The following is a 25,198-nucleotide window of genomic DNA, read 5'->3' on the forward strand; positions in this document are numbered from 1 at the left end:
GCCATCTTGGCAGGCGCCGACTAGATCGCGTCCTCCAGTTCGCTCAGCGCGTTCTCCAGGTGGTCCAGGATCCGGTTCATGTCCGGCACGCTGCGCCGGCACCCGACCAGGCCGAAGTCCAGATTCTCGGCGGTGGTGGTCAGGGTGATGTTCATGGCCTGACCGTCGAACGGAATCGACATCGGATAACTCGCGTCGAGCCGGGCGCCGTTGAAGTACATCGGTTCCCGCGCACCCGGCACATTGGAGATGACGATGTTGAACGGCGGCGCTGTCCGCTGCACCAGGGCGGGCAGCAGCGACATCGCGATCGGGCTGAGCGTCAGCGCCGACAGCGCCATCGACTGGGTACTCGACAGCTGCCGGTAGACGTTCTTGGTGTCGTGCATAGATTCGCTGATCGCGGTCAGCCGGGCCAGCGGGTCGACGACGTCGGTGCCCAGGTTGCACAGCGCGGCGCAGACCTTGTTGCCGCTGGTCTCGGTGTCGTCCTCGCCGCGCAGGTTCATCGGCACCATGGCGATCAACGGCTTGTCCGGCAGCGCGTCGCGTTCCATCAGATAGCTGCGTAGCGCACCCGCGGACATCGCCAGCACCACATCGTTGATGGTCTTGCCGCTGGCCTTCTTCACCTGCTTGATCCGCTCCAGCGGCCAGGACCGTACCGCGACGGTGCGGGCGCCGCCGATCGGGACGTTGAGCATGGTGCGCGGCGCCTCGAAGGGCAGTGTCAGCTGCTGCTCCAGCAGCGCCGAGCGCGCGGCGCGGGCCAGCTTGGGGCCGAAGCCGGCCGCGGACAACAGGTTTCGCGCGCCGTCGCCGAGCCAGGAGCCCTCCGGCTTCGGATCATGGTGTCGCCGTGGCAGATTCCACGGCACACGTAGCTCTCGTGCGGCCGGGTCGGCGGTGAGGGTGCGCTGCATCAGACGCTGCCCGGCGACGCCGTCGATGAGCGCGTGGTGCATCTTGGTGTACAGCGCGAAGCGGCCGTCGTTCAGGCCCTCCACCACGCGGATCTCCCACAGCGGGCGGTGCCGGTCCAGCAGCTGGCCGTGCAGCCGTGCGGCCAGATCCAGCAGCTGGGTGACGGTGCCGGGGCTCGGGAGCGCGGACCGTCTTACGTGATAGTCGAGTTCGACGTCGGGGTCTTCGGACCAGCCCAGCTGCGGTGCGCCGAGCCAGGTGGCGGGACGCTTACGGAAGGTGGGACTGATCGTGTCGTCCGCCAGCACCTGTTCATAGATGGAGCGGGCGAAGTCGGGGCCGGCGTCCTCGGGCGCCTCGAAGAGTTGCAGGCCACCCACGTGCATCGGGTGTTCCCGGGATTCGGCGAGCAGGAAAATGGCATCGATCGGTGAGAGTAACTCCATGGAGCGTCGCCCCCTGACGACAGTGGTGAAGTCTTGTAACGGATCGACCACGTTGTCGGACGAGCGATAGTCCAAAGTTACCCGGCCGGTCGGCCTGGTGTACGGCGAATTATCGTGGCTTCCAGCACAACACGTAGGCCTGCTCGAACCGCTCGCCGGGGCCGGGTTCCCGGACCATTCGCGCGAGCACCTGGAATCCGCTGTCTTGCAACAGCTCGGCAAGCCGCTCGGGCGACCAGCGATACGCGCGAATCACCTTGTGATCGAACGGTTCCACCACCTCAGAACCGTCCGTCGCCTGGAAGGCGAGCAAGGCGTGCCCTCCGGCACGGAGTACCCGATGAAACTCCGCCAACACCCCGGGAATGCGATCGGGCGGTAGATGGATGATCGAATACCAGGCGACCACGCCGTCGAGGGTGGCGGCGCCGAAGTCGAGGTCCTCCATGCTGCCCGCGTCGAAGCGCAGGTGCGGATATTCGGTGCGCGCCATAGTGAGCAGCGCGTCGGAGACGTCGATGCCCCGCACGTCCAGGCCCGCTCCGGCCAGTTGCGCGGCGATCCGGCCCTGACCACAACCGATATCGGCGACCGCGCCGCCGGGGCCCACCAGCTCGGTGAAGGCGGCCAGCATCGCATCGTCGAACGGCTGGCTGTAGAGCGGTTGGCGCACCAGTTCGTCGTAGAGCACGGCGATTTCGTCATAGGCCGCACCGATCGCGGCGATGTCATTCATCGCCGTTCATCGTAGGCGCCGGGCGGCACCGGCACGTCGGCGCACGGGACCGGCTGGATGTCGTCCTCGGTCTCGGTCTTGCGCGAGCGGGCGGTGCCGAGGATCGAACCCAGGATGACCAGTGGGAAGCCGATGGCCATTCCCGCGGTGAGCGGTTCGTTCAGCGCGGTCACGCCGAGCAGGATCGCCACGGCCGGATTGATATAGGTGATCACGGTGGCGCGGGCCGGGCCGACCTCGCTGATCAGGGCGAAGAACACGAGGAACGCCAGCGAGGTGCAGATGACGGCCAAGCCCACCACCGACCAGCTGGCGTCGGCCGGGTAGTGCTCCGGCATGCGCAGTGCCGCGATCGGCGCGTAGATGATCGCGGCCAGCACCAGCGACGCGGTGACCACACCCATCGGCGGCAGGTCGGCGAGCGAGCGCGCGATGATGATCGGCCCGAGCGCGTAACCGATCGCGGTCAGCCCGATCGCGCCGATCGCGGCCGGGTTGGACAGATCGACATCGAGCCCGACCAGCGTCGCCACGCCGCCGAACCCGACGATCAACCCGAGCACCCTTCGGGTATCGAAGGTTTCGTGCCCCATCGACGCGACCAGCACCACCGCGATCAACGGGACCGCCGCGATCAGCAGCCCGACGGTGGAACTGTTCAACGTGGTCTCGGCGTACCCGATCAGAAACCACGGCCCGGTGATCTCCACCAAGGTGTAGGCCAGCAACGGTTTCCATCGCCGCAGCACCGGCATCAACGATTTCGAGTACAGCGCGATCGGCAGCAGGATCAGCCCGCCGAGCAGCGTGCGCCCGAACGCCACCACGAACGGGTCGAAGTCCTCGACGGCAATCCGGATCATCGCGTAGGGCACGCCCCAGATCGCGCCCATCGCGAGAAACAACACCCAGCCACGCCTGGTCATCGGCTTACTCCTCTGCGATCCACCCGGAGCCTAACCAAAGATCCGATGATCCGACATAGGAACGGGATGCCCCGGATCCGGTACCGCCGCCGATCAGCGCGCGGTCGAATCAGCCAGTTCCCTTACGGTTTCGATGAACGGGGCGACCAGCGGATTCTTGTGCGCGGTCGGCCACATCAAGCCGTAGTCGATGGGAGGTGCGTCGTGAAAGGGAACGAAGGCCATGCCTGGGCGGGTGTGAAACTGTTCGGCGGCGGCCGAAACGGTGCTGACACCGACCCCCTGACTGACATGCACCAGTACCTCCGGCCAGAACACCGCCGCGGGCCCCTGCGGGATCGGGCGCCCGGACGGGGTGCGGCGCGGAAAGTAGTAGTCCATCCAATAGCGCGGGACGGCGTCGCTCTTGATCGTGATCAGCGTGGTGTCGGCGAGATCTTCCAGCGATACCGAGTCCCGGCTCGCGAACGGATGATTCGCCGGCACCATCAGGCTGCGGGGTTCGGAGAAGATGATCGGCCCGGTGCTGATGTCGGGCTCGGAGATGGGAAACTCGGTCAGCTGTAAATCGACAGCGCCCGAACGCATCCGGCCGAGCGGGTCGGTGAGCTGGATCTCCTCCACGGTGACCAGGCTGCCCGGGTAGCGGTCCCGGAAGACATGGGCCGACTTGACCAGCAGGTTCCCGCACCAGGGGGCGGAGAAGCCGACCGTGATCGTCCGGGCGATCAGATTCCCGCTGCTGGCGGCGGCCACCCCGGCCGTGATCTGGTCATAGGCGGGGCGCAGATCATCACGCAACTGCTTGCCGACGACCGTCAATACGACCTTGCGGCTGGAGCGTTCGAACAGCGGCGCGCCGATCCGGCGTTCCAGCTGGCGGATGGTCTGGCTGACCCGGCTCGTCGTCACATGCAGACGTTCCGCCGTCCGCCCGAAGTGCAGTTCTTCGGCGAGCGTCAGAAACGCCTCCAGTTCCAGCCGTTCCAGCATCGAGATCCCTATCGTGAAGCAGAAGTCAACGCAGCGTAGCTGTTTCCGGTCTTGACGCCATGCCCCCAATTCTTGCAGGTCAGGGTCATTGCAACGCGGAATCGGGCAGCGTGCGGAAAGCGGCGCGCCCACCGTGCGGAAACCGGCGCGGAGATGAGATCGCTCACCGCCTGCCCCCGAACGCAAAACGAACCGGCCGGAGGGAGTCCGGCCGGTTCGCTGTGCGGTGCTTCTACTTCGACTCGGTGGTGGTCGGCGCGGCCGATTCCGTGGTCGTCGTGGTGGTCGGCGCCGCCGTGGTGGTGGGCGCGGTGGTGGTGGGCGCGACGGTCGTCGGCTTCACCGCCTCGGTGGTGGCCGGTGCCGTGGTGCTCGGCGCCGTGCTGGTCGTGCTCGGCGCGGTCGTCGAGCTCGAGGTGCCGGACGGCGTCGTGGTCGGCGCCTGGGTCGTCGAGGCCACCGCCGCATCGGACTTCGTGGTCGTCGTGGTGGTGCTGGTCGGCGACTTACTGGTCGAGGTGGCCGCCTGGGTGGTGGTCTTCGGGGCCTTCGACTCGTCGACTGCCTTGTACATCGCCTGGACGTCCTCGGACTTCGGCGTGGCCGTCTTGTCCACCGGCTCACCGGCCTGCGCCTGCTTGGCCAGATGGGTCAGCCACGCGGCCGCGTACTCGGCGGAGGTCAGCGGCTTGCCGTTCTCCGGATCGGCGTTCTTCCAGTAGTCGAAGTGATGACCGGTGTGGTTCGGGCCGAGGGTGAGCTTGTAGGGATCGCTCATGACCACCGGGATGGTGTTCTGGTTGGTCACGATCAGCCCAATGATCTCGTTGAGCACCTTCTGCGGCAGGTAGGCCAGCGGCGACATCTCGTCGGTCGAGATCTCCGACTTCACCGGCACCGCCTTGGCGGTACCCGGCTTGTAAGCCGGATCCGAAACCCGCAGCAGCACAGTCAGGAACGTCTCGTCGCTCTTCATCCAGTTCGGCTGCGCCGCGATATCGGCGAAGGCCGCCATCGCGATCCGGCCGAGCACCTCGGCGACATTCTGGCCCGTCGCCGGGGTCAGGCCCTCCCGCTCCAGGTTGTCCACATTGATCTGCCGGCCCACGTTCGCCGCCAGTTGCAGCAGCGAAATGTTCTGCGGCGCGGCGCAAGTCAGGTCACCCTCGGAGCAGAACGAGGCGATCTTGCCGTTCAGCTTGCCGAAGCCGCCGCCGGTGCCCTGCATGACGCCCTGGCCCGAGATCGGCTTGCCGCCGTACTGCTGATCGAAGTTGTCCGGGTTGTTCGGATCCTTCGCGCCGATGAAGGTGCCGTCGCCGGCCGAGCGGCCCGGGTCGGCCAGGATGACCACGCCGACCACGTCGTCCGGGTTGACGATCCCGTACTTGCCGTCCTTGTCGGCCTCCTGGTTGCCGACCTCCATCGCGACCCGGCGCACCACGTCCGCGCCCTCGCTGTAGCCGACGATCGAGAAGCGGGTGTCGGGGCAGGCCTGGGCGATCTCCCGCATGACTTGCTTGGTATTCGCTACACCGGCGTTCACGGAGTCCTCGTAGCTGGACATGTTCGCCGGGTACGCGACATACACCGCGCGATAGGAGCCGGGCTCCACGTCGTCGGCGGGCGCGTTGACGACCGGATCCACCCACTCGCTGCGATGGTCACCCGACAGCGCGGCCGGCAGCGGATTGCCGTTGGCGTCGACCAGCATCGCCGTGGTTTCCGGATTCGGAGTGTCGTTACGACCGGCGACCGAGATGGTCACCATGTCGTGGCACTCGGTAACCGAGCTGGTCAGCCGGGTATCCCGGGTTTCCGGTGTGGATGTCAGCGTGAACGAGGCGGCAACCACCGCCGCCACGCCGAGCACCGCCGGTGCGGCAACGCCCACGCCGATCCGATGGCGCGCAAAGAACTCGCGAAGAGCCATGTCCTGATCCCCAATTTCATGAAGCGACAAGAAGAAATGGACAGGCCCCCCGACGGGCCATGTGTCACGGAAGCTGTCGTCCCAGGACACGTGAGTGTTACGGATTGTGTGCTACGCCCTGCTCACCCGCGTGTCGCCCGGCACGGACCGCAGCAGTTCCTGCCGCTTCTCGTCCTTGGACCACCAGGTGCGCGCACCGGGCTTGCGGGCCTCGTAGCTCAGCTGCCAAACGGTGCTCCAGCAGACCACCTCCTTGAGTAGCGCGCCGGGACGTCCGCCCAGGTAGCGCTTGGTGGCCTGGTCGTCCTTCGACGAGAACTGGAAGACCCCCGCGCGCCTGCCCAGGCTGATGCACTGACCCGCGAAACCGACGTCGATGGTCGAAGGCGTGTTGCCCGTGATCCGGCTCAGGACAGTCTCGGCGGCCTGCGGTCCGGTCTGCACAGCGGACTGGCAGCCCATCCGGAACGGTAGATCCGAGGGTGCCGCCGAGTCACCGGCCGCGATGATGCGCTCGTCGTCGATGCTGGTCAACGTCTCGTCGGTGCGCAAGCGGCCGGCCGCGTCGGTGCTGAGTCCGCTGCGCGCGGCCAGATCCGGCACACCGAAGCCGGCGGTCCAGATGGTCACCGCGCTCGGCAGCTCCCGGTCGTCGGCCAGTCGCACGGCAGTGCCGGTCACGCCGGTCACCTTCGCGCCGCCGCCTTCGAGCACCGTCACCCCGAGCTTGGCCAGCCGCTCGGCGATCGATCGCCGGCCGCGCGGGTGCAGGTAGGGGCCCAGCACGCCGCCGCACACCAGCGTCACCGCGCGGCCCTGCTCGGCCAATTCGGCCGCCGTCTCGATCCCGGACGGGCCGCCTCCGACCACCGTCACCGTGCCCTGCGCCGGCGCGGCTTCGAGGGCGGCCCGCAACCGCTCGGCTTCCTCGAAACTGCCCAGCGGGTAAGCGAATTCGGCCGCGCCAGGTGCGGCGGGGTCGGCGGTGCCGCTGCCGACCGCGTAGACCAGGTAGTCGTAGCCGAGCGTGCCGCCGTCGCGCAGCGCCACGGTGCGTCCGGCGGCGTCGATCCGCGTGACGGTGTCGACCACCAGCCGCACCCGCTCGTTCAGCACCTTGCCGTACTCGGCGACCGCGGAGTGGGTGCCACTGATCAACTGGTGCAACCGAATTCGTTCGACGAAGGTGGCACGCGGGTTGATCAGTGTCACGGTCACGTCGTCGCGCTGGGTCAGTCGGTTGGCCGCCATGACTCCGGCGTAACCGCCGCCGATCACAACTACGTCGATGTTCGCGCTCATGGTGTCTCTCCTCTGTTTCAGGCGTTCGGCCATGAAGACACCGGGTGCGCGGAAGTTGTGACAGCTGTGTGAGGCAGCTCACTCCTGCTGAGCGTCGAACTGGGTTCTCGCGCGCTCTACCTCGGGCAATGTGACGGTGGACCAGAGCAGCAGAGCGTCGATGAGGCCCTGCAAGGTCTTGCCGAGCGGCGTGATGCCGTACTCGACGGCGATCGGCCGGGTGCCGACGATGCGGCGCTGGACCATGCCATTGCGCTCCAATCGACGCAGCGCGGTGGTGAGCGACTTCTGGGTCACGACCGGGATGGCGCGGCGCAGTTCGTTGAAGCGCAACGACTTTCCGCAGAGGGCGTCCAGGATTTGCAGCGACCACTTGTCGAGCATCTCGTCCAGCAGCTCCCGGTGCTGGTGGGTGAGCTGCGGGGCGTCCGGCGGGCTGGTGGCGGTTTCTCGCATGCCACCTAGTCTCGTTGAAGTGCCCTTCCGGTACCAGGTAGACATCGGATACCTACTCCGGAAGGGAACTCTTCGATGACAGTGCAACTGCTCAGCCCCGAGGGCATGTTCAGTCCTGTTCCGTACCACCATGTTTCGATCAGTACCGGGGCGCGCCAGGTGCATGTGGCCGGGCAGATCGCCCGCGATGCGGACGGCAATCCGGTCGCGACCGGCGATCTCGCTGGTCAGCTCGCCCAGGCGCTGCGCAATACCGCCCGCGGGCTGGCCGGAGCCGGCGCGAGTTTCGCCGATGTGGTCCGGCTGCGGTTCTTCGTCACGCACTGGACCCCGGACAAGTACGACCAATTCCTCGCCGGAATCGATGCTGTGGCAGAAGAACTCGGTCTGCCGCGACCGTTGCCGCCGGTGTCGGCGATCGGCGTGGACTACCTCTTCGAACCCGACGTGCTCGTCGAGGTGGAGGCGTACGCGGTGCTCGACTGACAGATAGTGATCCAGATCACTGTTGAGGTTGACCTCGGGTCAGGGTGGATGTTTGTGGCACAGCACGAGATCGGCACCCCACCCGAGGAGCAACCACCATGAACGCCATCGCCACCAGCCAGAACGGCCCGGAACTGCAGAAGACCATCGACGAGCTCGTCGGCACCGGATTCACCGGCCTGTCGCTGCGGGTCACCGACGAACTCGGCGCCTGGGTCGGCAGTGCCGGCGTCGCCGAACTCGGCAAGCCGGGCGCGCCGCCGGTCGACGGGCACATCCGGATCGGCAGCAACACCAAGACTTTCCTCGCGACCGTGGTGTTGCAACTGGTCGCCGAAGGCAAGATCGCCCTGGACACCCCGGCGGTCGAGTACCTGCCCGAGTTCGACCTCGATGCCCGGATCACGGTGCGAATGGTGTTGCAGCACACCAGCGGTGTCTTCAACTTCACCGGCGAGGTCTTCGAGGACGGCAGCACCGCGCCCGGCATCGACTGGTCCGGCCAGGCCTGGGTGGAGAACCGTTTCAAGACCTACCAGCCGGCGGAACTGGTGCGATTCGCACTGTCCAAGCCGGCCCGCTTCGAGCCCGGCACGGACTGGAGCTACGCCAACACCAACTACGTGCTGGCCCGCCTGATCATCGAAAAGGTCACCGGCCGCGGGCTGGCCGAGGAGATGCGACGACTCATCCTGGGCCCGCTCGGTCTGTCGGGCACCGTGGTCCCGGACACCGCCACCGAAATCCCGGAGCCGCACGCGCACGCCTACTACCGCTACAACGACGCCGCGGGCGTCGAGCAGATCGCCGACGTCACCAGTCAGAACCCGTCCTGGATCTCCGGCGGCGGCGACATGATCTCGACCTCCGCGGACCTGCACACCTTCATCTCCGCGCTGGTCGGCGGCCAGTTGGTGCCCCCGGCCCTGCTGGAAGAGATGTTCACCCCGCACGCCAAGATCCCCTACGGCCTGGGTGTCTTCGTTCAGGAAACCGCCAGCGGCACCGTCATCACCCACAACGGCGGCCACGGCGGCCACGGCGCCCTGATGTACGCCACCCGGGACGGCAGCAAGACCATGACCGCCACCCTCAACTACATCGACGACGCCGACCTGTCCCTGGCCGGGGAGTTCCAGGCCACCACCCAGCGCCTGATCAACGAAGTCTTCGGTGCCGCACCAGCGGAGTAGGCATCCGCATCACCCGGTCCACGTGGAGCGGGGGCCGCCTCCGTCTGATGTCGGAGTCACGTCCTCGACCCGTGGACGTTGGTGGCTGTGCGGCACCGGATTCGAACAGCACACCGAATCGATTGCCACCGGCTCGGCCAAGTCCACCGGCCCCGGTTGTGCGTCACCGCCCGCGAAATCGTCGTCGAGCACCCGCTCGCGGCACAACTCCAGCCCCGGCCCCATAGCCCTACTGTCCATTCCTTCGACGGCTCGCTCTGCGGCGACTGTCTCCAACACACAGCAACTCCCGCTGCGAATCGTAGAGGTTGAAGCGTTTAGTTACCAACCGGAAGCGTCAAATCATGAAAGGGCGAGTTCAGCGACAGTCGTTGTGCGCTAACAGCTTTGAAGTACCCGAATCGTGTATTGCGTCGCGATCACCCCGCGTGGCACCCAGCTAACGAATGGCATCGGCACCGGTTCTCCCGCGCGGATTCGACGCCGGAAGTCCGGTTTCGACCTGTATGTCACACTTTCCTCCCGCAGATCGTCAACCAGGTAGCAACCTAGAAGTCGTAGCAACAGCAAGCGAGGACAGAGCAATGAGTATCGAGGAATTGCGGAGCGCGGCCCGTGGACGTGTGCTGCTGCCCGGTGACGCGGGATTCGATCAGGCCGTGCAGCCGTGGAACGTGGCGGTAGCGCAGCCGGTGTCCGGCGTCGTCGCGGTCGCCGACGCTCAGGACGTCGCCGACGTGCTGAAATACGCGAGCAGCGCGGGTCGGCAAGTGGTGACGCAGACGACCGGCCACGGCGCGACCGGCGGTATCGAGGACGCGATTCTGATCCGCACCGGCGCGCTGGACCGCCTCGAGATCGATGCCGAGCGCCGGGTGGCGCGGGTCGGCACCGGCGTGCAGTGGGGCGCGGTGCAGGCCGCGGCTGCCGCACACGGGCTGACCGGGCTAGCCGGTAGCAATCCCGTCGTGGGCGTCACCGGTTACACCCTCGGCGGCGGGTTCGGCTGGTTCGCTCGCAAGTACGGCTGGGCCGCGGACGCGGTCCGTGCCTTCGAGATCGTCGACGCCGACGGCCGGCCCGCCCGCGTCACCGCCGACTCCGATCCGGAACTGTTCTGGGCGTTGCGCGGTGGCGGCGGCGACTTCGCGATCGTCACCGAGATCGAATTCGACCTCTTCCCGCTGCCGCGGCTGTACGGCGGCCGGGTGATGTGGTCCGCCGACCGCACGCAGGAAGCCTTCGAACTCTTCACCGAGCTCACCACCGACGCACCGCGGGAACTGTCGGTCTGGTTGCAGCGCTACCAGATTCCCGGCGCCGCACCCACCGTCGCGATCGACTTCGCCTACCTCGGTGCGGCGGAGGAAGGCCGCGCCCTGACCGCCCGCCTCGACAGCATCGACGGCATCCTCGCCGACACCCGCGGCACCCTCACCCCCGCCCAGATCGGCGAGATCACCGCCGAACCCACCGATCCGAGCCCGTCGCTGTCCCGCGGTGAACTCCTCACCGATCTCGGCGACGCGGTGGTCAAAACCCTCATCGAAGCACCCGTGGCGCCCCTGCTCAACATTCAGATCCGAGCCCTCGGCGGCGCTCTCGCGGAAACGCGGCCCGAGGGCGGCGCCCGCGGCCCCATCACCGAGCCTTACGCCCTCTACCTGCTCGGCCTCGGCCTGCCCCACCTCCTCGCCGACATCCGCACCCGGTTCGCCGGCATCCTCGACGACCTCGGCACCCACATCACCGGCGCGAAGCCCTACACCTTCCTCGCGCCCGGCGAATCCGCAGCCGCGGCCTTCGATCCGGAAACCCTTGCCCGCCTTCAGCAGATCAAGTCCACCCGCGACCCCCGCGACACCATCCGAGCCAACTTCCCGCTGCACAGCTGAACCCTGCAACCCCGGGATCCGGGAACCTGCGAGCCGCGTAGGTTCCCGGATCCCGTTGTGTATTCAAATGTCTTGGTCGGCAATGGCATTCCGCCTTGTAGCACCGAGAGTTCGACGGATGGCATTGCGGAGCCACTGGTGTGCTCCGTCGGCGGCGTGGCGGGGATGCCAGGCCATGCCGATGGTCAAAGACGGTAGGGGCAGGGGGATTTCGAGCAGGTGCAGGCCAAGTGCTGCGGCGTCATCGGTTAGCGGGGACTGGGCCGTGCCGGGGAGGGCGGCGGGTACCAGGCAGACGATGTCGCTGCGCGCGGCGAGGGTCATGGCGGCGAGGTGGCTGGGCAGGACGACGCTGACTCGCCGCCGCAGGTGCTGTGCGGCGAGGGCGGTGTCGAGCGGGCCGGTGAACCGGCCCCGGCGGCCGACGGCGACATGCTCGGCGGCGGCGAGAAGGGCTGGCGTCAACGGTTGTTCGGCGAGCGGGTGCCCGGCGCGGACGGCCGCCATCATGCGCAAGGTGGTCAGTTCCTCGACCCGTGTTTCGGGGTCCACGTGGTCGATGGATCCGATCTCCAGATCGATCCGGCCGTCGCGAAGTGCGGATCCGGCCTCCAGCTCTTCGGCCAGGAGCCGGAACGAGACCCCCGGCGCCTCCTGCTGCGCCAGGCGCAGCAGGCGGGGAGTCAGGGCCGCGCCGACCAGGTCCGCGGCCTGCAGGGTGAAGGTGCGAGTCAGGTGGGCGGGATCGATGGCGGCGCCGGGGCTGAGCAATGCCCCGAGATCGCGAACCACCGCGGCTGCTTCCTCGCGCAAGGCCTCGGCGCGCGGGGTCGGGACCATAGTCTGGCCGGCGCGGACCAGCAGCGGGTCTTGCAGGATGCGGCGCAGCCGGGCGAGGGTGCGGCTCATGGCGGCGGGGGAAGTGTGCAGCCGCTCGGCGGCGCGAGTGACGCTGTGCTCAGCCAGCAGGGCGTTCAATGCGAGGGCGAGATTGGCGTCGATCACCGGATCAGGGCTGTTCACCAGCATCATTCCATTTCAGTCAATGATTCAGTGCTGAAATTCCCATTGTGGCAAAGCTGGGCCGCTCGCAGGATGGCCACATGATCGTTATTACCGCTCCCACCGGAAACATCGGCCGTCCGCTACTGGCTCAGCTCCTGGAGTCCGCCCCCGCCGCGAATGAGGAACTGCGCGTAATCGTCCGCGATCCCGCGCGACTCCCGGCCGCGGCGCGCGGTCACGTCGAGGTGATCACCGGCTCGCACGCCGACAGCGTCGTCCTCGACCGCGCTTTCGCGGGCGCGGACGCCGTCTTCTGGCTCGTCCCGCCCGACTCCTCCCGAACCCCGCACGACGGCTACACCGGCTTCACCCGCCCCGCCGCGAAAGCGCTTGCCGCTCACGGCGTAAGCCATGTCGTCGGCGTCTCCGCGCTGGGCCGCGGCACCTCGGTCGCCGACCGCGCGGGCCTGGTCACGGCCTCCCACGCCATGGACGATCTGATCGCCGGCACCCGCGTTGCTTACCGGGCTCTGGCCAACCCGTCCTTCTTCGAGAACCTGCTGGAGGAGGCCGACACGATCCGCGCCACAGGCGTCTTCACCGACGTCGTCGACGCCGACCGCAAAGCCCCGATGGTTGCTGTCGCCGACATCGCCGCCGTCGCGGCGCGCCTGCTGCTGGACCGCTCCTGGACCGGCGTCGCCGACGTCCCCATTCTCGGTCCCCGGGATCTGTCGCCGAACGATTTGGCCCGCATCATGACCGAACAGCTCGGCCGCTCCGTCCGCTACGAGCGCCAGTCGTTCGACGACCTGCACGCCACCCTGGTCCACGAGGGTCTGCGCGCACCATTGCTCGAAGGTGGTGGGAGACATGGTGTCCGGGGTACGAGCAGCCCCGGCGTCGAGGCCCTGGTCCTTGGCCCGCTTCATGTCGACGATGCCCTGGACGAACGCCTCGTCGAGGCCGTAGCCGAGCCCGCCGTCCGCGACTGAGAGGCCGCGGCGGCGCACATCGACAGCCAGGCCGGTCACACGCGCGGGCGCCGGGTCATGGTTGTCTCCTGATCCCGGAAGGTCAGGACCAGGACTTTTTACACCCGGAATAGAAGCCGATCGACCGGCCGATCACGAACGGCCTGAGATGGGTCGGCAGGCGATCGGCCGTTTCGACCCGGTCCAGGGACGCGCATTGGATTTTCCCGGTACCCGGGCCGGCCTCTTTGGCGGCGTAGATGCGGTACGGCCCATTCCCGGCGTTCATCCGGGCCGTTTCACAGAGCCCGGTGAACTCGCCCTTGTTCGTATCGAATGTCGCTTCGATGCAGACCCTGGTCGCCAGCGGTTCCGCGTGCGCCGGCGTTCCGGCGCAAAGAACAGCGCCGATGCCAGCGGTGACGACAGCGGGAAGCACACGCTTCGCGCTCATATTCCCTCCTCGGTGTGTCTTGCCGGTGCGGGGAAAGCGAATTGATGCGATGCGCGGAATCAGCCGCGAGCCATATCGACGAATCGGCTCAAATGCAGCTGGTGCGCGACGGTGATGGTAGCGGTGGGGCCGTTACGGTGTTTGCCGAGGATCAGGTCGGCCTCGCCGCCGCGGGGATCGTCGCGCTCGAAGGCGTCGGGGCGATGGAGCAGGATGACCATGTCGGCGTCCTGTTCCAGCGAGCCGGACTCGCGAAGGTCGGAGACCATGGGGCGCTTGTCGGTTCGCTGTTCCGGACCACGGTTCAGCTGGGAGATCGCGATAACCGGAACTTCCAGTTCCTTCGCCAGCAGTTTGAGATGTCGCGAGAATTCCGAGACTTCCTGCTGCCGGGATTCGACCTTCTTACCCGAGGACATCAGCTGGAGGTAGTCCACGACGACGAGTTTCAGGTCGTGACGTTGTTTGAGCCGACGCGCCTTGGCGCGGATTTCCATCATGGTCAGGTTCGGCGAATCGTCCACGAAGAGTGGGGCTTCGCTGATCTCGCTCATACGGCGAGCAAGTTTGGTCCAGTCGTCGTCGCTCATCCGGCCGGAGCGCATATCGCCGAGTTTGATTTTCGCTTCGGCGGAAAGCAGGCGCATGACGATCTCGGTGCGGCTCATCTCCAGGGAGAAGATGACGCTGGCCAGGCCGTGTTTGATCGAACAGCTGCGCATGAAGTCCATGCCGAGCGTCGAATTGTGGGTGGGCACCCGGGTTTCGCCGGCGAGGTAGAGATGGTCGGGGTTGTCGACCTCGACGCACCGCACCGGCAGGCTGTCGATCTTGCGGACATCGACGATGTGGCGGGGGCCCGAATGGGCGGTTCCGGGTACCAGGTGGTTCAGGCCACCATCGAAGCCCCGCAGCGTATGCGCGATGTCACCGGTGGTCCGCACCGCGACGCGGTTTGCCGAGTCGAGGCCGGACTCGGTGAGCCATTGGTGCTGCTCGTCGGCGACGAGCACTGTGCCGTCGGAGAATTCGACCTCGTAGCACGGGCGGTCGTTCATGACTTCGGTGGCGGCGACGACACGGGTGGGGCGGCCGTGGGCGTCGAGGATTTCGTCGCCGGCGCGGACTTCGCCCATCGTGGTCCAGCCGGTGGGTGTCGGCAGCGGGGTATCGAGGGCGAGAGCCTTGCCGACACCGGGGCGGGCCGCGACGATGATCATCTGGCCGGGGTGCAGGCCGTTGGTGATTTCGTCGAGTTCGGTGAAGCCGGTGGGGACGCCGAGGGAGATGCCGCCGCGGGAAGCGATGGAGTCGATTTCGTCCATGGTGGGCTGGAGGAGTTCCTCCAGAGGCATGAAGTCTTCGGTGGTGCGGCGTTCGGTGACCTCGTAGACCTCGGCTTGGGCGCGGTCTACCACCTCGGCGATGTCCTGGCCGTCGGCGCCGGCGTAGCCGTACTGGACGATGCGGGTGCCGGCCTCGACGAGGCGGCGCAAAATGGACTTCTCGGAGACGATTTCGGCGTAGAAGCCGGCGTTGGCCGCGGTCGGGACGGTCTGGGTCAGGGTGACCAGGTAGGGCGGGCCGCCGATGCGTTTCAGCTCGCCGCGGCGGTCGAGGCCGGCCGAGACGGTGACCGGGTCGGCGGGTTCGCCGCGGCCGTAGAGGTCGAGGATGGTGTCGTAGATGGCCTGGTGCGCGGGGCGGTAGAAATCTCCGGGGCGCAGCACCTCGACGACATCGGCGATGGCGTCCTTGGACAGCAGCATGCCGCCGAGAACCGACTGCTCGGCCGCCATGTCGTGCGGCGGCTGGCGACCGAAATCCTCGCCGGGAGGTTCGGGCGGGAACTCCGAGGTGTGCCCGCGGTCATCGACGACTGCCACCAGACTCGACCGTCCTCTCGTCCCCTCGACCGGGATCACACTATCGATGAGTTGTTCTACTCCCGGGTACCGACACGTTTGCCAGCAAACCGTTGCGGCACTGTCGAACCCGATCTTTGTCCCCGGTGCCGGGATGAACCTAGGCGACCGCGCGGCGGGTCGCCAAACCGACCTGTGTACACAACTGTGGATAACTTGGGGAGTGTTAACCCCTCGGTGTGCAGCCGCTGTGGACTACTTGGGGAAAACGCAGGTCACACCGCAGAAAGATGCAGCTGGACAGTGATTTTCCGACCAATCGGCGTGTGGATTAACAAAGCCACGGCGTGTCGGTCGAGATGAACAACCGGGCGTGTTGGGTTAACGGCGGATGTGGAGGAGGCTGCCGCGCCTCACATTGCGATCGGTCGGTTTCCTAGTAATCCACAGGCCGAATAACCGGTGGTAGGGCCGGGGTCCGACATTCGCCGGGGATACACCCGAGCGTTGCCCCGAGGGAATGGCAAATTCGCGGCTATCAACGTATCCTCGTCGCCGCGCAGCCGAAGACCACCCTCGCGCGAACGCGAGGGTGGTCTTCGAGTGAACTCAGTTGGCCGCGACCTGCAGGTCGAACTTGGCAACCACATCGGGGTGCAGGTGCACCACGACGCCGTGCTTGCCAACGGTCTTGATGTGCGACTTCGGCAGCTCGATGCTGCGCTTGTCGACAACGGGGCCGCCCGCGGTCTTGATGGCCGCGGCGACATCCGCCTGGGTCACCGAACCGAAGAGCTTGCCGGTGCCGGCGGTCTTGACCGACAGCGAGACCGACTCCAGGCCCTCGATGGCCTGCTTCAGCTCGTTGGCGTGGTCCAGGTCGCGCACCTTGCGGGCGTCCTGCGCCCGGCGGATGCCGGCGACCTGCTTCTCGGCGCCACGGCTGGCGACGATGGCCAGGCCACGGGGCAGCAGGAAGTTACGGCCGTAGCCGTCCTTCACCTCGACGGTGTCGCCGGGCGCACCGAGGTTGTCCACATCAGCAGTAAGAATGAGCTTCATTGCGATGCTTCCTTTCTCAGCGAGCCGTGGAGACGTAAGGCAGCAGGGCGACCTCACGGCTGTTCTTGACGGCAACGGCGACATCGCGCTGGTGCTGCACGCAGTTACCGGTGACCCGGCGAGCGCGGATCTTGCCGCGATCACTGACGTACTTACGCAGCAGCGTGGTGTCCTTGTAGTCGATCTTGACGGTGCCGGACTTGGCTTCCTTGCAGAAAGTGCAAGCCTTCTTCTTCAGCACCTTTTCGCGCGCGGGCGCTTTAGGCATGGTTTTACTCCGTTAGTTATCGGGCCCGAAGCCCAGGTATGCCGTTCGTCAGAACGGCGGTTCGTCATCTACGCGACCGCCGCCCCCGAAGGAGCCGGCCGCGGGCGCACTGCCCCAGGGGTCGTCCTCGGCGCCGCCGGAACGACCGCCACCACCACCGGAACCGGAGGATTGGGCTGCGGCGAAGTTGTTTCCGCCGCCGCCACCACCGAAGCCGCCTCCGCCACCGCCGCGATTGGCCTTGTTGACCTTCGCGGTGGCGTAACGCAGGGAGGGACCGACCTCGTCGACCTCGAGTTCGACGACAGTGCGCTTCTCACCCTCGCGGGTTTCGTAGGAGCGCTGCTTCAGTCGTCCGCTCACGATCACTCGCGAGCCCCGGGTCAGCGATTCGGCGACATTTTCCGCAGCTTCGCGCCAGATGTTGCAGCGCAAGAAGAGCGCTTCGCCGTCTTTCCACTCATTCGAATTACGGTCGAACACACGGGGAGTCGACGCGACGGTGAAATTGGCCACCGCCGCCCCCGCGGGCGTGAATCGAAGCTCGGGGTCAGCCGTCAAGTTTCCGATGACGGTGATGACCGTGTCGCCTGCCATGTGGTTCCTCCTGCTCGGTGTGCAGTCCGCCTTGCACTCGCTTTGCGCTAGAGCCTAGGCATAGGCACCGACGCAATCGAGGGGGTCACTTGCCGTGGCGCAGAACCTTGGTGCGCAGCACCGACTCGTTCAGACCCAGCTGGCGGTCGAGCTCGCTCACCGTGGCGGGGGTAGCGGTCAGATCGACCACCGCGTAAATGCCTTCGGCCTGCTTGGAGATTTCGTAGGCGAGCCGGCGACGGCCCCAGATGTCGACCTTGTCGACCTTGCCGCCCTCGGTCTTGACGACGTTCAGCATGTTGTCCAGTGTCGGACTAACAGTGCGCTCGTCCAGGCTCGGGTCGAGGATAACCATCACTTCGTAATGACGCACGGACCAATCACCTCCTGTGGGCTAAATCGGCCACGGACGGTCCGTGGCAGGAGGGTTCGTTGCGTCAGCAACCCGACAAGGCTACATGAGGCCCAGGTCAACACTGAAATCGATCTAGTGGGGCTGGGAATAGGAGCGTTCCCGGCCGCGGCCACCTAGGGTGGTCCGCATGTCGACGGGACCGGTGCTGCGCGTACTGGGCTTTCCGCGCCCGTCTCGTCGCGTTGCCCTGGTCACGGTCACTTTCCTGCTCTGCGCGCTGACCTTGGCGCTGGCCTACGCGAACAAGGCGCGGTGCGCGGGCGCGCCGTTCTACGGCGACGGGCGCAGTGTGGCCTTCGATGTCCGCAAGGATTCCGACGTCTGTTATTCCGACATCCAGTTCCTCTGGCTCGGCCGCGACATCGATCAGCACGTTTTCCCCTATATCCACGGCGGCATCACGCCCGACGGCGCGCTGACCGGGGGTGCGGTCGAATATCCGGTGCTCGGTGGCCTGCTGATGTGGCTGGGCGGGATCGGCGCGGACAACGACGCCGAATTCCTGCGGCATTCGGCCTGGCTGCTGGCCCCGTTCGCGCTGCTGACCGCGGTACTGCTGGTGCTGCTGGCCGGGCGCGCCGCGCTGCTGTGGGCGGCCGGTCCGCCGCTGGTGCTCTACGCCTTCCACAACTGGGAGCTGCCGGTGGTGTGCACGGCGGTCGCGGCGGTCTACGTGATGACGGTGACCAGGTATTCGACGCGCACCCGCGGCGTGCTGGCGGCGATCCTGCTCGGGCTCGGGTTCTGTTTGAAGCTGTATCCGGGCCTGTTCCTGCTGCCGCTGCTGGCGTTCGTGCTGACCAGCGAACGCAAGGGCAAGGGCTTGGACGTGCGCGGCGCGCTGCTGACCCTGGGCGCGGCCCTCGGCACGGTCGTCGCCGTGAACCTGCCGTTCGTACTGTTCGGCTACGAGGGCTGGCGCGCGTCGATCACCTTCCAGCAGCTGCGCACGGCCGACATCACCACCAATTCCATCTGGTACTGGGGCCTGCGCCGGCTGTTCGGCGCGGATTACGCGAGCGAGGTCTCCTTCCAGCAGCTGGTCTCCTTCGCCTCGCCGGTGCTGATGCTCGCCGCGTTCGCGCTGGCGCTGTGGCTGGGCTGGAAGCGTTACGACGCGACCGGCGTCTACCCCTGGATCGGCGTCAGTGGGGCCATGCTGTGCGGATTCATGTTGCTGCACAAGGTCCATTCGCCGCAGTACACCCTGTGGCTGCTGCCGTTCCTGGTGTTGCTCGAGGTGCCCTGGCCGGTGATCGGGGCCTACCTCCTGGTCGACGCCGCGATCGGAATCGGCGTCTTCCGCTACTTCCACGCGCTGGCCACCGGCCGCTGGGTGGAGCTCTCGGAGAGCGTGGTGCAGTTCGGGGTGTGGGGTCGCGCGATCCTGCTGGGGGTCTTGTTCTTCCTCTTTCTGCGGTCCGGTCTGCGCGGGGTCCGTCCGGAGCCGCCCGCGGTGCCGCGCTACGAACCCGGCACGCTGGTGACCGCGTAGCCGGTCCCGCAAGGGAATTCGCGGCACACTGTGTGAATGCTGCACATCCGGGTCAATGCGCCGGCCGCGATGACCGACGACGTGATCAAGATCTTCGACGAGGACGACGCCGTGACCGGGCTGTCGGTGCTCCGCGGTGCGTCGGTGAAGCCATCCGGTGATCTGATCCTCGCCGACGTCGCCAGGGAAGCCGGCAACGACGTGGTCACCCGATTACGCGAGCTCGGGGTGCACCGCGAGGGCACCATCGAGGTAGACGAGGTGCGAACCTGGCTCTCCCGCAGCGGTTTCGACGCGGAAATGCGTACTCCGGGCAGCAGTGCCGACGCGGTGGTGTGGGCGGATGTGGCGCAGCGCTCGTACGAGGAAACCGAGCTGAACTGGACCTATCTGAGCTTCATGACGCTGGCGACGGTGATCGCCTCGATCGCCATCATCCTGGACTCGCAGATCCTGGTGATCGGCGCGATGGTGCTCGGCCCGGAATTCGGCGCCATCGCGGCGCTCGGAGTCGCGCTGGTACGCAGGCGGTTCACGCTCTTCGGACTTGCGGTGCGAACCCTGCTGATCGGATTCGCGGTCTCGATCGCCGTCACGTTCGTGCTGGTGCTGATCGGACGCGGATTGGGCTGGATCACCCTCGACGACGTGATCGGGCCCCGGCCGAGCACCGCGTTCATCTACACCCCGGACAAGTGGTCGTTCATCGTCGCGGTCGTCGCCGCTATGGCCGGTGTGCTGGCACTGACCTCGGCCAAAGCGACCGGCATGGCAGGCGTCTTCATCTCGGTGACCACCGTGCCTGCGTCCGGCAATATCGCGCTGGGCGCGGTTTTCGGTGTGGGCGAGGCGGTCTGGGGCTCCACCCTGCAACTGGCGGTGAACCTGGCCGGCATGGCGTTGGCAGGCTGGGCGACGCTCGCGTTTCAGCAAGCTGTCTGGCATCGGATGTCGGTGCGCCGCGCCAAGGCGGCGCACCGGCCCTATCGGATGCTGTGAGGTCAGTGCGCGCCGCGCTTGGCCCGGAAGGCCGCGCTCTTGGCGCGGTTGCCGCACAACGTCATATCGCACCAGCGTCGCGTGCCGCCACGTGAAGTATCCACGTACAGCCGGGTGCAGGGGGGCCGCCCGCACTGCTTGATGCGCTGCCGATCGGGTCCGCCGAGCAGTTCGACGGCGGCCCGCGCGATCATGGCCAGCGCGGCCTCCGGTCCGCCGGCGCGCGTCACCCCGCCATCGGATCGCAAAGTGACGCTGGGTAACTCGCCGCGCGCGCAGTCGTTGACGAGGCGGCGATCGGCGGCGTCGAAGGCTTGACCGCGCGCGGCGGCCGCCGCCAATCGGTAGGCGGCCTCGCGCAGCCGCAGCGCCCGCTCCAGGGTCGCGACATCGCAATCCGCGGTGTCGAGCAGGCCCGCGGCGACCAGCCACCGGGCCAGATCGCCCGCGGTGGGCAGGACATCGACGCTGGTCGTGGATCTGTGCTTCACCGTGCCCGCGAAGTCCAACGCGAGATTCCCGCTGACGAAGGTGAACATCTTCCCATAGTAACCGCCTTGACAGGTTATGCGCCGGACTGCCACCGTAGTAACCACCTTGGCCGGTTATATGGAGGAATGATGAAGGCGCACTTCACCACCGCTACGCCGCCACTGTTCGTCCTGCTGTGGAGCAGCGCCTTCCTCGCGGGCATCATCGGCGTCGGCGCGGCGCCGCCGATGATGGTGCTGCTGGGCCGTTACGCCATCGGCGGCGCGCTCTTGCTGCTGTACGCCTGGGCGATCGGCGCGCGATGGCCGCGCGGACAAGCCCTGCGGCACGTAGTGGTCGCGGGGCTGCTCATGCAAATCGTGCAGTTCGGCGCGTTCTATACCGCGATGTCCCACCACGTTTCGGCCGCCGTCATCGCCCTGATCCAGGGCCTGAACCCGGTGGTCATCGCCTTGTTCGCCGGTTTCCTCGGCGAGACGGTGACCGCACGCCAGTGGCTCGGATTCGGCATCGGCGGGGTGGGCGTCGGACTGGCGGTGGCCGGACAGTCCGGCTTCTCGCTCGCCGGGCTGATGCTGTGCGTGCTCGGCCTGCTCGGCCTGAGCATCGGCACGGTCTATCAGAAACGCTTTGTGCCACAGGTCGATTCGCGCGCCGCGACCGCCGTGCACGCCGCGGCCAGCGCGCCGATCGCCGCCCTGCTGGCCTGGTCGACCGGGCAGTTGCGGATCTGGGACGTGCCGCACTTCGCGGCCGCGCTGACCTGGATCGTGCTGATCAACTCGATGGGCGCGTTCCTGCTGCTGAACGCGATGTTGCGGCGCTGGGACGCCACCCGGGTCGGCCGCCTGTTCTTCGCGACGCCCGCGGTGACCGCGCTGCTGGCGTGGCTGCTGATCGATCAGCCGGCGCCGCCGCTGACGATCGCCGGGCTCGGCGTCGGATTGCTCGGCTTGGTGCTGGCCGCACGAAAAGCGGCCCCTTCCGGAAAGGAAGGGGCCGCCGGGTCTTTCGAGCGGGGATCAGGCGACCGGGGTCGCCGACTTCTCCAGCTCGACCTCGGGGGCGTCGTCCCCGCCATTGCGCTTGTTGCGAATGATGCTGGAAATGAACGCGGCGCCGATCAGGGCGATACCGATGAAACCGGTGACCAGCTCGGGCACGTGCACCTTGATCGAGATGAACAGGATGATCGCCAGGGCGCCGATGGCCCAGTGCGCGCCGTGCTCGAGGTAGACGTACTCGCCCAGCGTGCCCTTGCGCACCAGGTACACCGTGATGGACCGGACGAACATGGCGCCGATCAGGCCGAGGCCCAGCGCGATGATGATCGGGTCGGAGGTGATGGCGAAGGCGCCGATGACACCGTCGAAGGAGAACGACGCGTCGAGCACTTCCAGGTAGAGGAACAGGAAGAACGCTGCCTTGCCGGTGGCCTTGACCAGGGTGGACGGCCCGCCGTGCTCATGCTCCTCGACGAGATCCTCGGTGTGGAACATCGAACCGAGGCCGTCGACCGCGATGTAGACGACCATGCCGAGCAGGCCCGCGAGCAGGACCGTCGAGCGATCCGCGTCGGCGGTGAGGAACTCGGCCGTCAGGATCAGTGAGACGCCGGCCACGACGACCGAGAGCATGTCCAGCTTGCCGGCCTTGGCCAGCGGCTTCTCCAGCCAAGTCAGCCAGGTGATCTCGCGCTCGGAGAAGATGAAGTTGAGGAACAGCATGAACAGGAACATGCCGCCGAACGCGGCGATCGACGGATGCGCGTCGGTGAGCAGCTTCTCGTAACTGGGGCTGCCGTCGGGGAAGGTGAGCTTGCCGTCCTCGGGTGGGTTCAGTGCGAGGTCGAGGGCGCGCTTGGGATCGAGTCCGGCGGTGATCCAGACGATCGCCAGCGGGAAGACCAGGCGCATACCGAACACGGCGATGAGCACGCCGATGGTGAGGAAGATCTTCTGCCAGAACTCGCTCATCCGCTCCAGGATGGTGGCGTTGATCACGGCATTGTCGAACGATAGCGATACTTCGAGGACGCCGAGAATGGCGCAGAGAATGAACGCCTCGGGACCGCCGTAGAGGAAGGCCACGATCAGCGATACCACCGTGACGGCGATGGAGAGTCCGTATATGCGCAGGACCACTGGGGGACCTTTCGTGTTATGTCTGATGAGAATCGAGTGCTGGGGTCTCTTTCAGCGTGGTCGCTGACGCGCTGGATGTCCAACTGCCGCCCCCCGAATTTGCGTCCCGCTGATCATGGGCCGCAGACACACGAGGAAGGGGGCCCGGCGGCGAGCCCCCCTCTTCGTCAGCGACGTCGTTAGACGTTGACGCCGTAGTCGCGAGCGATACCGGCCAGACCGGCGGCGTAGCCCTGACCGATGGCGCGGAACTTCCACTCGGCGCCGTTGCGGTACAGCTCACCGAAGACCATGGCGGTCTCGGTGGAGGCGTCCTCGGAGAGGTCGTAGCGGGCGAGCTCCTCGCCGCTGTCGCGGTTCACCACGCGGATGTAGGCGTTGCGGACCTGACCGAAGGACTGCTGCCGGGTCTCCGCGTCGTAGATCGAGACGGGGAAGAAGATGGACTCGATGGTCGGCGGGGTGCCGGCCAGGTCGACGTTGATGACCTCGTCGTCGCCCTCGCCTTCACCGGTCTTGTTGTCACCCGCGTGCTCGATGGCACCCTCGGGGGACTTCAGGTTGTTGAAGAAGACGAAGTGCTGGTCCGAAAGGACCTTCTTGTCCGCGCCGGTCGCGATGGCGCTCGCGTCGAGGTCGAAGTCGGTGCCGGTGGTGGTCCGAATATCCCAACCGAGGCCGACAGCCACCTTGGTGAGGCCAGGCGCCGCCTTGCTCAGCGAGACATTTCCGCCCTTGGACAAACTGACACCCATGCGGGGATCCCTTTCAATAGTCCGTCTAGTGGTTCCCAGCATGTCCGAATAGCCGGGTACGTCAACGACAGTAGTAGGTTTCCGCGGACTTGCGTAGGAACTGGTTAAGGCCGCCGATCGTGAACACCGCATACGATCGGGGCGTGGCAGGCCGTAGACGTGGTTGGTTCCGGCCATCCGAGAGCAACGAATGGATCGAGGCCGCTCGCGCGCGCCTGACCGAAGCGTTCCTGGACATGGATCGGCGGCAGAGCGCGGCCGAGGCGGCGGTGCACGCCTCCGAGCAGGTCTATCCGGAGCGACGGCACGCGGCGGGGTGGGAGCCGGTGCGCGCCCGATGCTACGAGGCGGCCGGGGCGTACCTCAGCTTGACCGAGGAGCTGGAGACCGCCGAGCGCGCGAAGGCGCCGTTCCCGCAGGGGCAACAGCGCGCGGACACGGTGACCAGGCAGCTGATCGACGCGGCCCGTGGGGTGGACGAGTTCTATCGCGGGCATCAATCCCAGCTCGAGCATGCGATCACCGTGCTGGGTTCGGTGCCGCAGCTGGCCCGGCAGGTGAAGCTCACCGCCGCGAAAACGCGTGGTGAGGCTGCTGCGAGCGAGTTCGCCGAGTACCCGTCGGTGCGCGCCCGGGCCGCCGCCGTCGATGAGGCTCTCATCACACTGGAGGCGGCCGAGCTGGGCTCCGATGGCGCCGGGCGCGGCGCGGCCTCGAAAGTACGTGCGGCGGCCACCCGGCTGGAGACAGTTACCGCCGAATTGGCAGATGCCTTGGCGCAGGCCCCTTCTCGGCTCGGCGCCGCGCGCACCGCCATCACCTCGGTGAATACCAGGTTGTCGGCGGTGCGGACGCGCGCGGAACGACTGGACCCGGCGTTCTCGTCGTTGCTGCGCGAGTTCAATGCTGCAAGTTCGGCGGATCTAGCGAACAATGGGCGCGAGAGCCAGCGAGACATGGACGCTGCCGCTGTCGCCTTGGAGCGGGCGCGGGCGGCGCTCGCCGAGAACAACCCGGAGTTAACCCTTGAACTGACCTCTACCGCGCGGGGGCATCTGGCCGAGGCCGAACGCCTGGTCGACGCCGTCACCAAACGACTCGCCCTGCTGCGCGAAGTCCGCGCACAACCGAACGACAAGTCGAAGGCCGTACGCTTCCGGCTACGAGACGCGCAAATGCTGGCCGTGAACCGCGGGCTCGTCGCCGAGTGGGGATCTGTGCTCGACGCGCAGGTGGACCGGATCGACCGAATAACCGAATCACTTACGGGGCGGCACCCCGATTACTGGGCCTATGTCACCGAACTCGATGCCGTCACCGAATTCATCGCCGGCGTGGTGGATCGAATGAGAAAACAAGCAGGACAACAAAGAGAATGAGGTT

The 25,198-nt window shown here is 66.8% G+C and carries 24 protein-coding genes and 1 pseudogene; 8 read left to right on the top strand and 17 right to left on the bottom strand.

What is annotated here, in order from left to right; genetic code table 11:
- Positions 1–20: 20 nt before the first annotated feature.
- The 7 genes from AB0M14_RS17985 to AB0M14_RS18015 all read right to left on the bottom strand — a co-directional run bounded on the left by AB0M14_RS17985 (position 21) and on the right by AB0M14_RS18015 (position 7,716).
- Complete coding sequence (locus tag AB0M14_RS17985; protein WP_364996087.1) at positions 21–1,370, bottom strand: wax ester/triacylglycerol synthase family O-acyltransferase; 1,350 nt, start codon at positions 1,368–1,370, stop codon at positions 21–23.
- A 109-nt stretch (positions 1,371–1,479) separates the two neighbouring features.
- Positions 1,480–2,106 carry a class I SAM-dependent methyltransferase gene (locus AB0M14_RS17990; RefSeq protein ID WP_364996090.1) on the bottom strand — a complete coding sequence of 209 codons (627 nt, stop codon included), beginning with the start codon at positions 2,104–2,106 and terminating at the stop codon, positions 1,480–1,482.
- Positions 2,103–3,032 (bottom strand): DMT family transporter, encoded by a 930-nt coding sequence (locus AB0M14_RS17995; protein ID WP_364996093.1) that lies wholly within the window; start codon positions 3,030–3,032, stop codon positions 2,103–2,105. The genes AB0M14_RS17990 and AB0M14_RS17995 overlap by 4 nt, the downstream gene beginning before the upstream one ends.
- Before the next feature lie 93 nt (positions 3,033–3,125).
- Complete coding sequence (locus AB0M14_RS18000; protein ID WP_364996096.1) at positions 3,126–4,157, bottom strand: LysR family transcriptional regulator; 1,032 nt, start codon at positions 4,155–4,157, stop codon at positions 3,126–3,128.
- Positions 4,158–4,257: 100 nt separating this feature from the next.
- Entirely contained in the window at positions 4,258–5,958 is a 1,701-nt protein-coding gene (locus tag AB0M14_RS18005; RefSeq protein ID WP_364996098.1) for a cutinase family protein, read from the bottom strand.
- 111 nt (positions 5,959–6,069) lie between these two features.
- A complete protein-coding gene (locus tag AB0M14_RS18010; RefSeq protein WP_364996100.1) occupies positions 6,070–7,260 on the bottom strand; it encodes an FAD-dependent oxidoreductase in 1,191 nt (396 codons plus the stop codon).
- A gap of 78 nt (positions 7,261–7,338) precedes the next feature.
- A complete protein-coding gene (locus AB0M14_RS18015) occupies positions 7,339–7,716 on the bottom strand; it encodes a helix-turn-helix domain-containing protein (RefSeq protein WP_364996103.1) in 378 nt (125 codons plus the stop codon).
- Positions 7,717–7,791: 75 nt separating this feature from the next.
- Between AB0M14_RS18015 and AB0M14_RS18020 the strand changes: the two genes are divergently transcribed.
- The 3 genes from AB0M14_RS18020 (at position 7,792) to AB0M14_RS18030 (ending at position 11,290) form a co-directional block, all read left to right on the top strand.
- Positions 7,792–8,202 carry a Rid family hydrolase gene (locus tag AB0M14_RS18020; protein WP_364996106.1) on the top strand — a complete coding sequence of 137 codons (411 nt, stop codon included), beginning with the start codon at positions 7,792–7,794 and terminating at the stop codon, positions 8,200–8,202.
- 98 nt (positions 8,203–8,300) lie between these two features.
- Positions 8,301–9,395 (top strand): serine hydrolase domain-containing protein, encoded by a 1,095-nt coding sequence (locus AB0M14_RS18025; RefSeq protein WP_364996109.1) that lies wholly within the window; start codon positions 8,301–8,303, stop codon positions 9,393–9,395.
- A 584-nt stretch (positions 9,396–9,979) separates the two neighbouring features.
- Positions 9,980–11,290, top strand: a complete 1,311-nt coding sequence (locus tag AB0M14_RS18030) for an FAD-binding oxidoreductase (RefSeq protein ID WP_364996112.1) — start codon at positions 9,980–9,982, stop codon at positions 11,288–11,290.
- A 63-nt stretch (positions 11,291–11,353) separates the two neighbouring features.
- Here the strand turns inward: AB0M14_RS18030 and AB0M14_RS18035 are convergent, their stop codons facing one another.
- Positions 11,354–12,313, bottom strand: a complete 960-nt coding sequence (locus tag AB0M14_RS18035; protein WP_364996114.1) for a LysR family transcriptional regulator — start codon at positions 12,311–12,313, stop codon at positions 11,354–11,356.
- Between the two features lie 80 nt (positions 12,314–12,393).
- Here AB0M14_RS18035 and AB0M14_RS18040 point away from each other — a divergent pair, with 80 nt between their 5' ends.
- Positions 12,394–13,290 (top strand): NAD(P)H-binding protein, encoded by an 897-nt coding sequence (locus tag AB0M14_RS18040; RefSeq protein ID WP_364996116.1) that lies wholly within the window; start codon positions 12,394–12,396, stop codon positions 13,288–13,290.
- An 82-nt stretch (positions 13,291–13,372) separates the two neighbouring features.
- Here the strand turns inward: AB0M14_RS18040 and AB0M14_RS18045 are convergent, their stop codons facing one another.
- From AB0M14_RS18045 to rpsF, 6 genes are all read right to left on the bottom strand, one after another.
- A complete protein-coding gene (locus AB0M14_RS18045; protein WP_364996118.1) occupies positions 13,373–13,723 on the bottom strand; it encodes a hypothetical protein in 351 nt (116 codons plus the stop codon).
- Between the two features lie 59 nt (positions 13,724–13,782).
- Positions 13,783–15,609, bottom strand: a complete 1,827-nt coding sequence (gene dnaB / locus AB0M14_RS18050; protein ID WP_364996121.1) for a replicative DNA helicase — start codon at positions 15,607–15,609, stop codon at positions 13,783–13,785.
- Positions 15,610–16,197: 588 nt separating this feature from the next.
- On the bottom strand, positions 16,198–16,650 hold the full coding sequence (gene rplI, locus AB0M14_RS18055; protein ID WP_364996124.1) for a 50S ribosomal protein L9: 453 nt from the start codon (positions 16,648–16,650) through the stop codon (positions 16,198–16,200).
- Positions 16,651–16,666: 16 nt separating this feature from the next.
- Positions 16,667–16,918, bottom strand: a complete 252-nt coding sequence (rpsR, locus tag AB0M14_RS18060) for a 30S ribosomal protein S18 (RefSeq protein ID WP_209885537.1) — start codon at positions 16,916–16,918, stop codon at positions 16,667–16,669.
- A 48-nt stretch (positions 16,919–16,966) separates the two neighbouring features.
- Complete coding sequence (locus AB0M14_RS18065; RefSeq protein WP_364996126.1) at positions 16,967–17,515, bottom strand: single-stranded DNA-binding protein; 549 nt, start codon at positions 17,513–17,515, stop codon at positions 16,967–16,969.
- A gap of 85 nt (positions 17,516–17,600) precedes the next feature.
- Positions 17,601–17,888, bottom strand: coding sequence for a 30S ribosomal protein S6 (gene rpsF / locus AB0M14_RS18070; RefSeq protein ID WP_209885541.1), 288 nt, complete (start codon positions 17,886–17,888; stop codon positions 17,601–17,603).
- 169 nt (positions 17,889–18,057) lie between these two features.
- On the opposite strand from rpsF, the gene AB0M14_RS18075 reads away from it, so the two are divergent.
- Together AB0M14_RS18075 and AB0M14_RS18080 are read left to right on the top strand one after the other, a co-directional pair.
- Positions 18,058–19,425, top strand: coding sequence for a hypothetical protein (locus tag AB0M14_RS18075; RefSeq protein ID WP_364996128.1), 1,368 nt, complete (start codon positions 18,058–18,060; stop codon positions 19,423–19,425).
- 36 nt (positions 19,426–19,461) lie between these two features.
- Positions 19,462–20,424 carry a DUF389 domain-containing protein gene (locus AB0M14_RS18080; RefSeq protein ID WP_364996131.1) on the top strand — a complete coding sequence of 321 codons (963 nt, stop codon included), beginning with the start codon at positions 19,462–19,464 and terminating at the stop codon, positions 20,422–20,424.
- Positions 20,425–20,426: 2 nt separating this feature from the next.
- Here AB0M14_RS18080 and AB0M14_RS18085 read toward each other — a convergent pair whose 3' ends face one another.
- A complete protein-coding gene (locus AB0M14_RS18085; RefSeq protein WP_364996133.1) occupies positions 20,427–20,963 on the bottom strand; it encodes a CGNR zinc finger domain-containing protein in 537 nt (178 codons plus the stop codon).
- Positions 20,964–21,044: 81 nt separating this feature from the next.
- On the opposite strand from AB0M14_RS18085, the pseudogene AB0M14_RS18090 reads away from it, so the two are divergent.
- Positions 21,045–21,821, top strand: a pseudogene (locus tag AB0M14_RS18090) (DMT family transporter); the annotation flags it as partial.
- Positions 21,822–21,938: 117 nt separating this feature from the next.
- Here AB0M14_RS18090 and AB0M14_RS18095 read toward each other — a convergent pair.
- Positions 21,939–23,060 carry a DUF475 domain-containing protein gene (locus AB0M14_RS18095; protein ID WP_364996135.1) on the bottom strand — a complete coding sequence of 374 codons (1,122 nt, stop codon included), beginning with the start codon at positions 23,058–23,060 and terminating at the stop codon, positions 21,939–21,941.
- Positions 23,061–23,239: 179 nt separating this feature from the next.
- On the bottom strand, positions 23,240–23,815 hold the full coding sequence (locus AB0M14_RS18100) for a TerD family protein (protein WP_364996137.1): 576 nt from the start codon (positions 23,813–23,815) through the stop codon (positions 23,240–23,242).
- Between the two features lie 143 nt (positions 23,816–23,958).
- Here AB0M14_RS18100 and AB0M14_RS18105 point away from each other — a divergent pair, with 143 nt between their 5' ends.
- A complete protein-coding gene (locus AB0M14_RS18105) occupies positions 23,959–25,194 on the top strand; it encodes a hypothetical protein (RefSeq protein ID WP_364996140.1) in 1,236 nt (411 codons plus the stop codon).
- Positions 25,195–25,198 lie beyond the last annotated feature (4 nt).

Origin of the sequence: Nocardia sp. NPDC051832 (assembly GCF_040681285.1) — a bacterium.
GTDB lineage: Bacteria > Actinomycetota > Actinomycetes > Mycobacteriales > Mycobacteriaceae > Nocardia.